Source organism: uncultured Stenotrophomonas sp. (assembly GCF_963519925.1).
GTDB classification, from domain to species: Bacteria; Pseudomonadota; Gammaproteobacteria; order Xanthomonadales; family Xanthomonadaceae; genus Stenotrophomonas; species Stenotrophomonas maltophilia_AE.
This window is the reverse complement of sequence record NZ_CAUQPH010000200.1, coordinates 1-4,786: the sequence shown is the minus strand read 5'-3', so window position 1 is coordinate 4,786 and position 4,786 is coordinate 1. Positions and strand designations below refer to the sequence as shown.

At 71.3% G+C, this 4,786-nt stretch carries 5 protein-coding genes; 3 read left to right on the top strand and 2 right to left on the bottom strand.

The window, feature by feature from the left end:
- The 3 genes from RWO33_RS19185 to RWO33_RS19175 form a co-directional block, all read left to right on the top strand.
- Positions 1–2,029: DUF802 domain-containing protein (locus tag RWO33_RS19185; protein ID WP_314106922.1), on the top strand; the 2,029-nt coding region annotated here is incomplete at its 5' end.
- Entirely contained in the window at positions 2,026–2,673 is a 648-nt protein-coding gene (locus RWO33_RS19180; RefSeq protein WP_145477479.1) for an OmpA family protein, read from the top strand. The genes RWO33_RS19185 and RWO33_RS19180, both read left to right, overlap by 4 nt.
- Positions 2,663–3,250 carry a DUF2894 domain-containing protein gene (locus RWO33_RS19175; protein ID WP_314106918.1) on the top strand — a complete coding sequence of 196 codons (588 nt, stop codon included), beginning with the start codon at positions 2,663–2,665 and terminating at the stop codon, positions 3,248–3,250. The genes RWO33_RS19180 and RWO33_RS19175 overlap by 11 nt, the downstream gene beginning before the upstream one ends.
- Positions 3,251–3,253: 3 nt before the next feature.
- Here RWO33_RS19175 and RWO33_RS19170 read toward each other — a convergent pair whose 3' ends face one another.
- Together RWO33_RS19170 and RWO33_RS19165 are read right to left on the bottom strand one after the other, a co-directional pair.
- A complete protein-coding gene (locus tag RWO33_RS19170) occupies positions 3,254–4,015 on the bottom strand; it encodes a 2,3-dihydro-2,3-dihydroxybenzoate dehydrogenase (RefSeq protein WP_314106916.1) in 762 nt (253 codons plus the stop codon).
- Positions 4,012–4,786 (bottom strand): alpha/beta fold hydrolase (locus RWO33_RS19165; protein ID WP_314106914.1); only part of this gene is annotated, 775 nt, incomplete at its 5' end. The genes RWO33_RS19165 and RWO33_RS19170, both read right to left, overlap by 4 nt.

Here is a 4,786-nt window from a genome sequence, read left to right as displayed (position 1 = left end):
GCGCAATGCCGTGCGGCTGCGGGTGGAGGGCGAACGGGTAGCGCTGCCGGCACCGGTGCTGACCCCGTACCTGGTCGGCCTGCTGGTGCTGCTGGGCATGCTCGGCACCCTGCTCGGCATGATGGCCACCCTGCGCGGCACCGGCCTGGCGCTGGGCAGCGCGACCGACCTGCAGGCCATCCGCGGCTCGCTCGGTGCGCCGGTAGAAGGGTTGGCGGTGGCGTTCGGCACCTCCATCGCCGGCGTCGCCACCTCGGCGATGCTCGGCCTGCTCGCCGCGCTGTGCCGGCGTGAACGCCTGCAGGTGGTGCAGCAGCTGGACACCCGAATCGCCACCACCCTGCACCTGCATTCGCAGGCCTGGCAGCGCGCCGAAGCGTTCCGCCTGCTGCAGGCGCAGGCCGGCCTGCTGCCGGCGCTGGTCGACCGCCTCGAGGCGATGAGCGCGGCGATCGAAGCGCAGAGCGGCGCGGCGGGCGAACGCCTGTCGGCCAGCCAGGACTCCTTCCATGCCCGCGCCGAGGCCGCCCATGAGCGCCTCGCCGCTTCGGTGCAGGAGGCATTGCAGGCCAGCGTCGCGCAGAGTGCGCGCGCGGTCGGCGAGGCCCTGCAGCCGATCATGGCCGAGACCATGGCCGGCATCAGCCAGCAGACCACGGCCCTGCAGGCCACGGTAGGCGATGCCGTGCGTGCGCAGCTTGACGGCCTGGCCAGTGGCTTCGAGGCCAGCCGCGCCGCCACCCGCGAGACCTGGAACGCTGCGCTCAGCAGTCAGAAGCAGGCACACGACACCCTGTCGGCAGAACTGCGTTCTACCCTGGCCACGCTCAGCGAACAGCACGACCAGCGTGCCGTGCAGCTGCTGGAAACCTTGGCCGCCCGTCTCGACGCAAGCGTGGATGCATGGACCGGGGCGCAGACCGAACAGGAGCAGCGCCATGCCGCCCTTACCCGCGATCTGCGCAGCACGCTTGAGGGTTTCAGCCAGCTGCAGGGGGAGCACGGTGCCCGCCTGCTCGATTCGGTGGGTACGCGTCTGGCTGCTTGGGTCGACACCTTGGCCGAGCGCATGGACAGCAGTGCCAGCACCCACGCGCAGGCGTGGCGCGATGCGCTGCAGGGCCAGCAGTCGGTGAACGCCGAACTGGCCGAACGCAACCAGCAGGCACTGGTCGCCGCCACCGCCAGCTTCGATGGCCATGCGCGTTCCCTGGTGGATGGCCTGCAGGCCTCGCACAGCGGCTTGCAGGATCGTCTGGAAGCCCGCGACGCGCAGCGCCTGGCCACCTGGAGCGATGCCTTCACCCAGTTGTCGGAACAGCTCGGCCAGCAATGGGCCGACAACGGTGCGCAGGTTGCGGCCAGCCAGCAGGCGGTCTGCGAAACCCTTTCGCGCACCGCACACGAGATCGGCACGCAGGCGCAGGCGCATGCGGCCGAGACCATCAGCGAGATCTCGCGACTGGTCACGCTCGCCTCGGAAGCCCCGAAGGCGGCCGCCGAAGTGGTCGCCGAACTGCGCCAGAAGCTGTCCGACAGCATGGTCCGCGACACCGCCATGCTCGACGAACGCACCCGCCTGCTGGCCACGCTGGAAACGCTGCTGGATGCGGTCAACCACGCGTCCACCGAACAGCGCACCGCCGTGGACGCGCTGGTCAGCACCTCGGCTGGTCTGCTGGAGCGCGTAGGCACGCAGTTCACCGACCATATCGCTGCCGAGACCGGCAAGCTGGATGGCGTGGCCGCGCAACTGAGCGGCAGCGCGGTGGAAGTGGCCAGCCTGGCCGAGGCGTTCGGTACCGCGATGCAGAGCTTCGGCACCGCCAGCAGCGGGCTGGGTGAACAGCTGCAGCAGGTGGCCGGCGCGCTGGACGCGTCGATGACCCGCAGCGATGAGCAGCTGGCCTATTACGTGACCCAGGCGCGCGAAGTGATCGACCTGAGCGTGCTCTCGCAGCAGCAGATCATCGAAGAACTGCAGCAGCTGGCCGGCCGCCGCCGCAGCGCCGGAACCGCCACCGCATGAGCGACGAGATCGAACTGGAAGGCGACACCGGCGCGCCGATCTGGGCCGCCTTCGGCGACCTGATGTCGGTGCTATTGGGCGCGTTCGTGCTGATCCTGGTCGGCGTGGTGGCGCTGCAGCTGGAGCTGTCGCATCGCCTCGATGAGGAAGTGGCGCAGCGCCAGGCCGAAGCGAAACGGCGCCAGACCCTGGAACAGGCCCTGGCCGGCCCGCTGGCCGCCGGGCGGGTGACGCTGGTGGATGGCCGCATCGGCATCCGTGGCAGCGTGCTGTTCGCGCTCAATTCCGACCAGCTGCAGCCGGAAGGCCGCGAGCTGCTGCGCAGCCTGGCCGCGCCGCTGGCCGGGTATCTGTCCTCGCGCGAGGAAATCCTGATGGTCAGCGGCTTCACCGATGACCGCCCGGTACGCGACAGCAACCGCCAGTTCGCCGACAACTGGGAACTGTCGGCCGAGCGCGCGCTGACCGTGACCCGCACCCTGATCGCCGAAGGCGTGCCGGCCGGGTCGGTGTTCGCTGCCGCCTTCGGCGCCGAACAACCGGTGGGCTCCAACGCCGACGAAGAGGGCCGGGCGCGCAACCGACGCGTGGAGATGGCGCCGATTCCGCGCCCGAAACCGACCGCGGCGGGCGATGGACGGTAACCGCGCCGACGCCGACCGGCTCGCGCAGTGGCGCGGGCAGCAACTGGATCGCCTCGACCCGGTGCAGTTCGCGTTCCTGGAAGCGCTGCAGCGGCGCGCGCAGCTGGCCAGCGGTTCGCTGCGCGGCGTGCTGGACGCTCGCCTGCAGGCGCTGCTGGCCGCCTACGCCGAACGCATGGCTGCCGCGCCGGTTCCCACGGCGCTACCGAAGACGGCTGTAACGCCGGACACGCTGGCCGCGCTGGCCCAACCGCGCCCGACGCACAATCCCGACTACCCTGCACTGCCGGCTCTCGCCGAGTTCCGCAGCGCATGGGCGGCGTTGCGCACTGCCGGCCAGGTCCGGCAGACGCTGGCACAGGCCCCCAGCGATGGCGGCCCGTTGAACTCCAGCGTGCTGGTGCATCGTGCACTGGGCTGGATGGGCGAGGTTTCCCCGGCGTACCTGGAGCACTTCCTCGCCTACGTGGACAACCTGGCCTGGCTGGAACAGATGCAGCAGCGCGGCACCCTGCCCAGCCGCGACAGCGCGCCCGGCCGCGCCCCCGCCAAGCCGCGGGCGCGGCGCAGGTCGTAGGCCTCAGCCGCGCAGCGTCGCACCACCGTCCACGTACAGGTCGCTCATGGCGATGTGGCCGGCCTCGTCGGAGAGCAGGAACATCACCGCCCGTGCGATATCGTCCGGGGTGGCCAGCTTGCGTAACGGAATGCCGGCCTTGTAGGTCGCCGGGTTGCCGTCGATCACCTGCCGCGCGCCATCGGCATCGGCCCACATCCCTGTCTGCATCGGGGTCAGCGTGGACCCCGGCGCGACGATGTTGCAGCGGATGCCGTGCGGCGCCAGTTCCAGGCCGAGGCAGCGGGTGAACATGGTGGCGGCCGCCTTGGAAGCCGCATAGGCGGCCATGCCATGGCGCGGAACGCCGGCCGCATTCGAGCTCACCGTGACGATGGCACCCTGCCCGCGCGGTGTCATCACCCGCGCCAGGGCGCGGCCCAGGTGGAAGACACCGTCTGCATTCACCGCGAACACGCGGCGCCACTGCGCGTCGTCGATGCTGGTCACCGCACCAACCTGCAGCACGCCGGCGACGCTGATCCCGAAACCGATCGGACCCCAGTGCGCTTCCGTCGCCGTGACCAGCGCGTCGACCGCGGCCGGATCGGTCACGTCCAGCACGCGTGCATGCAGTCGCGGGTGGGCCGGCAGGTCGGGCAGCGCCAGGTCGGTCGCGACCACCACGCAGCCGCTGTGCAGCAGCTGGCGGACCAGCGCAGCGCCGATGCCGCCGGCTGCGCCGGTGACCAGCGCCAGGGTGCCATCGAATCCGGTGAGTTTCATGTTCGGTCCTTCAGTGCAGGGAGGTCCCACTGCTGCAGGCGCGCCGACAGCCACGGCGCCAGGTGTGCCACGGCGTCGCGCCCGGTCAGCTCGGCATGCAGGAACGGCAAGGGCAGCGCCTCCACCTTCGCCGCATGCGTTTGCCACAGCGCCGACTGCAGGTGGGGGCGCTGTGCGTGGTCAAGGCCGGCGCGGACGTGCACCAGGGTGCCGTCGAAGCGGCGATGGTGATGGTCGCGGATCAGGCGGTTGGTGCCGGTCACCGCACGGACCACGCCGTCGAGCACGTGCCCGGGCAGGTTGCCCAGCGCGCTGTCGCCCTGGCGCAGGAACGCGACGATGCGTTCGCGGCTGTCCAGTTCGGGGTGGCGCTCGGGATCATGACCGGCAATCGCCAGCAACGCCCGCAGCGCAGCCACCGGGTCGGGCTCGGGCTCGGCCCGCCAGCATTCGCTCGGGTAGGCGTCCAGCAGCACCAGCGCGCCCACCTCGCGCTGCCGGGCCTGCAACTGCACGGCGATCGCCTGGGCGATGATGCCGCCCACCGACCAGCCCAGCAGGTGCACCGGACAACGTGGTTGCAGCGCGAGGATGCGCGATGCGTAGTCGGCGGCCAGCGCATCGATGCTGGCGGGCAGCGGTCGGGTCGGATCGAGCGCGGGCGACTGCAGCCCGTGCACGTCGCGCGCCGGGTGCAGCGCACGCGCCAGCCCGCGGTAATTCCAGGCGATGCCGCCCGCCGGGTGGATCACGAACAGCGGCGCCCGGCCC

Excerpts from the sequence above, each read along its gene's own strand:
- RWO33_RS19180 (WP_145477479.1), top strand. The coding sequence starts at position 2,026 with ATGAGCGACGAGATCGAACTGGAAGGCGACACCGGCGCGCCGATCTGG.
- RWO33_RS19175 (WP_314106918.1), top strand. The coding sequence starts at position 2,663 with ATGGACGGTAACCGCGCCGACGCCGACCGGCTCGCGCAGTGGCGCGGG.
- RWO33_RS19170 (WP_314106916.1), bottom strand. The coding sequence starts at position 4,015 with ATGAAACTCACCGGATTCGATGGCACCCTGGCGCTGGTCACCGGCGCA.